Source organism: Streptomyces palmae (genome assembly GCF_004684805.1).
Classification (GTDB): domain Bacteria; phylum Actinomycetota; class Actinomycetes; order Streptomycetales; family Streptomycetaceae; genus Streptomyces; species Streptomyces palmae.
The window spans coordinates 1-3573 of the sequence record NZ_SRID01000530.1 but is presented as its reverse complement, the minus strand read 5'-3'; the positions used below and the strand labels follow the sequence as shown (position 1 = coordinate 3573).

The 3573-nt window shown below is 73.2% G+C and carries 2 protein-coding genes and 1 pseudogene; all 3 read left to right on the top strand.

The window, feature by feature from the left end:
- Positions 1 to 426: pseudogene (locus E4099_RS30445) on the top strand (NADH-quinone oxidoreductase subunit L); the annotation flags it as partial.
- A gap of 18 nt (positions 427 to 444) precedes the next feature.
- Positions 445 to 2007: a complex I subunit 4 family protein gene (locus E4099_RS30440; RefSeq protein WP_135342333.1), complete on the top strand. Its 1563-nt coding sequence runs from the start codon at positions 445 to 447 to the stop codon at positions 2005 to 2007.
- The gene (locus tag E4099_RS30435; RefSeq protein WP_135342332.1) at positions 2007 to 3560 is read left to right on the top strand and encodes an NADH-quinone oxidoreductase subunit N; all 1554 of its coding nucleotides are present in this window, start codon (positions 2007 to 2009) and stop codon (positions 3558 to 3560) included. Before E4099_RS30440 ends, E4099_RS30435 begins: the two co-directional genes overlap by 1 nt.
- Positions 3561 to 3573: the final 13 nt, after the last annotated feature.

The window sequence follows — 3573 nt, the reverse complement described above, 5'->3', positions numbered from 1 at the left end:
TATCCGAGACAGCACCCGGGCACCGCCCCCGTCGCGGCCCCCCACGCGGAGCCGGCCGCCTCCGAGGCCGAGGCCATCGCCCACCACAAGGAGATCTACGGCGACATCGCGGCCGCCCACGATCCGGCCGACCCGGGCAAGCTGCTGCTCGGCCCGCTGCACCGCCACGCCGCCGCGGGATTCCACCTGGACGCCGTGTACAGCGCGGTGTTCGTCCGCCCGGTGCGCGCCGCCGCCCGGCTGGTCTCCTTCCTGGACAGCGCGGTCATCGACACCTACGTACGCGGCGCGGGCGCCACCCCGCGCCTGCTCGGCGCGGCCGTCCGCCGCGCCCAGACCGGCAATGTGCAGACCTACCTCAGCGCACTGCTCGCGGGCACCCTCGTCCTGGCCGTCGCCGCCGTCCTCGTCGCAGCCGGAGCCTGACCGTTGAACCACACCGCCCTGCAGCTCCTCCTCGCGGCCGTCGTCGTGCTGCCCCTGGTCGGCTCCGTCGCCGCCCTGCTGCCCGCCCCGCCCGGTCTGCGCGGCAAGAACCCCGACCAGGCGGTACTGCGGCACGGCGTCACCGTCACCGGCGCGGTGCTGGCCGCCGCCATCGCCCTGGCCGCCGGCTTCGACCGCGGCACACCCGGCCGGATGCAGGCGCAGACCGACCTCAGCTGGATTCCGGCGCTGGACATCCGGATCCACCTCGGGGTGGACGGCGTATCGCTGCCGCTGCTGGTGCTGACCGCACTGCTCACCTTCCTCTGCGCCCTCTACAGCTACTTCTCACCCCCCACCGGCGGCTCCCCCAAGGCGTTCACCGCGCTGCTGCTGGTCCTGGAGTCCGGCACGCTGGCCAGCTTCGCGGTGCTCGACCTGGTGCTGTTCTTCCTGGCGTTCGAGATGGTGCTGATCCCGATGTACTTCCTCATCAACCGATGGGGAGGCGCGGACCGGGAGCGCTCCGCCTGGCGCTTCATCCTCTACACGCTGCTCGGTTCCGTCGTGATGCTGCTGGGCCTCCTGCTGATCGGGATCAAGGGCGGCACCTTCGACATGGTGGCACTCGCCTCTGACAACGGGTCGGGGCTCAGCCACACCACCCAGCTCGTCGCCGTCCTGGCGATCGGCATCGGACTCGCCGTCAAGACGCCGATGTGGCCGCTGCACAGCTGGCTGCCGGACGCCCACACCGCCGCCCCGACCGTCGGCTCGGTGCTGCTGGCCGGCGTCCTGCTGAAGATGGGCACCTACGGCTTCGTCCGCATCGTGCTGCCCATCGCCCCCGAGGGTGCCCACACCTTCGCCCCCTACCTGGCCGCCTTCGCGGTCACCGGGATCATCTACGGGTCGCTGGCCTGCCTCTCGCTGGCCCGCACCGGCGCGGGCGGCGACCTCAAACGGCTGATCGCCTACTCCTCGGTCGGCCACATGGGCTTCGTCCTGCTGGGCATCGCCACCCTCACCCCGACCGGAGTGAACGGCGCGCTCTTCGCCAACATCGCCCACGGCCTCATCACCGGCCTGCTGTTCTTCCTGGTCGGCGCGGTCAAGGAACGGTGCGGAAGCACCGACCTGGACCAGCTGGCGGGCGCTACCGGCGCGGCGCTCTACGGCCGCGCCCCCCGGCTCGGCGGACTGCTCGCCTTCGCCGCCGTCGCCTCGCTCGGCCTGCCCGGCCTGGCCGGCTTCTGGGGCGAGATGCTGGCCATGTTCGGCTCCTTCGACCCGGCGCCCGGCCTCAGCCGCCCCGCCTTCCTCACCTATCTGGCGATCGCCGCCTTCGGCACCCTGCTCACCGCCGCCTACCTGCTGGTCGTGGTGCGCCGGGTGTGCATGGGGGAGCGCCCCGATGCCGGTACGGCCGGCGAGCAGCCCGTACTCGCCGACGTCCGCGGCCACGAGTTCGCCGCCTGGACCCCGCTCGTCGCCCTCACCGTCCTCGCCGGACTCTGGCCCGCGGTCCTCCTCGGCCTCAGCAACCCGGCCGTGCGGCAGCTCCTCGCAGGAGGCAACTGATGGCCCTGCCCGCCGCGACCCCCCTCGCCCAGAGCATGGTCCAGTCCGTCGACTGGCTCGCCATCGCCCCGCCCACCATCGCCGCCGTGGCCGGTCTGGCCGTGCTCGTCGCCGACCTGTTCCTGCCCGAGCGGCGCAAGCCGGTGCTCGGCTGGATCGCGGTCGCCGGCCTCGCCCTGGCCGCGCTCTCCCTCCTGCCCCTCCTCGACGGCGAGCGCAGCACCTTCTGCCTCACCACCGGCTCCGGGGCCTGCAGCTATGTGGCCGACGACTTCACCCTCGCCATCCAGCTGCTGGTGCTGGGCGGGGCGCTGCTGACCGCACTGCTCTCCCAGGAGGCGGTGGCGCGGCAGCGGATGCCGGCCGGCGAGTTCTGGTTCCTGCTGCTGTCCGCCGTCGCCGGCGCCGCCCTGCTGCCCGCCTCCCGCGACCTGGCCACCCTGGTGGTGGCCCTGGAGGTGGCCTCCCTGCCGACCTTCGCCCTGGTCGGCATGGAACGCGGCGACCGGCTCTCCGCCGAGGCCGCGCTGAAGTTCTTCCTCTCCTCGGTCACCGCCACCGCGGTCACCCTGCTCGGCGTCAGCTTCGTCTACGCGGGCACCGGCAGCATGCACCTGAGCACCGTCGCCGACGCGCTGACCCACGTCGACCCGCGACTGGAGACGCTGGTGCGGACCGGGGCGGTGCTGACCCTGGTCGGCTTCGCCTTCAAGACCGCCGCGGTGCCCTTCCACTTCTGGGTCCCCGACACCTATGTGGGTGCGCCGCTGCCGGTGGCCGCCTATCTCTCGGTGATCGGCAAGGCCGTCGGCTTCACCGGGATCATCCTGGTCACCGTGCTCGCCTTCCCCTCGTACCACCAGGTGTGGGCCCCGTTCGCCGCGGTACTCGCCGCCCTCACCATGACCGGTGGCAACGTGGCGGCCCTGCGCCAGCGCCCGGACCGCCGCTTCAGCGCCGTACGGCTGCTGGCCTGGTCCTCCGTCGGCCAGGCCGGCTACCTGCTGGTCCCGGTGGCCGCCGCCGGCTACGCCGACTCCGGCGCGGACGCCCGGCACGCCATCGGCGCGACCGTGGCGTACGCGCTGATGTACGCGGTGGTGAACTTCGGCGCCTTCGCGGTCGCCGCCCTGGTCGCCCGCTCCCGCCCGGACAACCGGCTCGGCGACTACCGCGGCCTGTACGCCGAGCGCCCCCTCGCCGCGCTCGCCATGGGCTTCTTCCTGCTCTGCCTGGCCGGCCTGCCGCCGGGCATCATCGGGCTGTTCGCCAAGGTCACCGTGTTCTCCGCGGTGGTGGACGCCGGCCTCGGCTGGCTGGCCGTGGTGATGGCGGTGAACGTGGTGATCGCCCTCTACTACTACCTCCAGTGGACGGCCCTGCTCTTCCGCCCCCGCGAGCCCGCTCCCGCCGGCCTCCCGGTGAGCGCCCCCCTGGACACCCGCACCCCGGCCGGCCTGACCGTCACGGTCGGCCTGACCGCCGTCCTGGGCCTCGCCCTGTCCGGAGCCCCCCAACTGGCCCTCCACTTCGCCTCCGGCACTCTCCTCTAGCCCACCGCCCTCA

What these genes read in the sequence shown, in the direction of transcription:
- E4099_RS30435 (WP_135342332.1), top strand. Translation starts at nt 2,007, where the DNA reads ATGGCCCTGCCCGCCGCGACCCCCCTCGCCCAGAGCATGGTCCAGTCC.